General features: G+C 60.3%; 1 pseudogene. It reads right to left on the reverse strand.

Annotated features, from left to right (window positions below):
• Positions 1 to 237 (reverse strand): annotated as a pseudogene (locus KUG41_RS15235) (photosystem II q(b) protein); the annotation flags it as partial.

Consider the following 237-nt stretch of genomic DNA (forward strand, 5'->3'; position numbering starts at 1 on the left):
GGTTGAGCACGTCGGCCCAGGTGTTGATCACCCGGCCCTGACCGTCGAGAATCGACTGGTTGAAGTTGAAGCCGTTCAGGTTGAAGGCCATGGTGCTGACGCCCAGGGCGGTGAACCAGATGCCGACCACCGGCCAGGCTGCCAGGAAGAAGTGCAGGCTGCGGCTGTTGTTGAAGGAGGCGTACTGGAAGATCAGACGACCGAAGTAGCCGTGGGCTGCAACGATGTTGTAGGTCT

The sequence above is a fragment of the Synechococcus sp. CCY 9618 genome, from assembly GCF_019038415.1.
In the GTDB taxonomy this organism is placed as follows: Bacteria; Cyanobacteriota; Cyanobacteriia; order PCC-6307; family Cyanobiaceae; genus Cyanobium.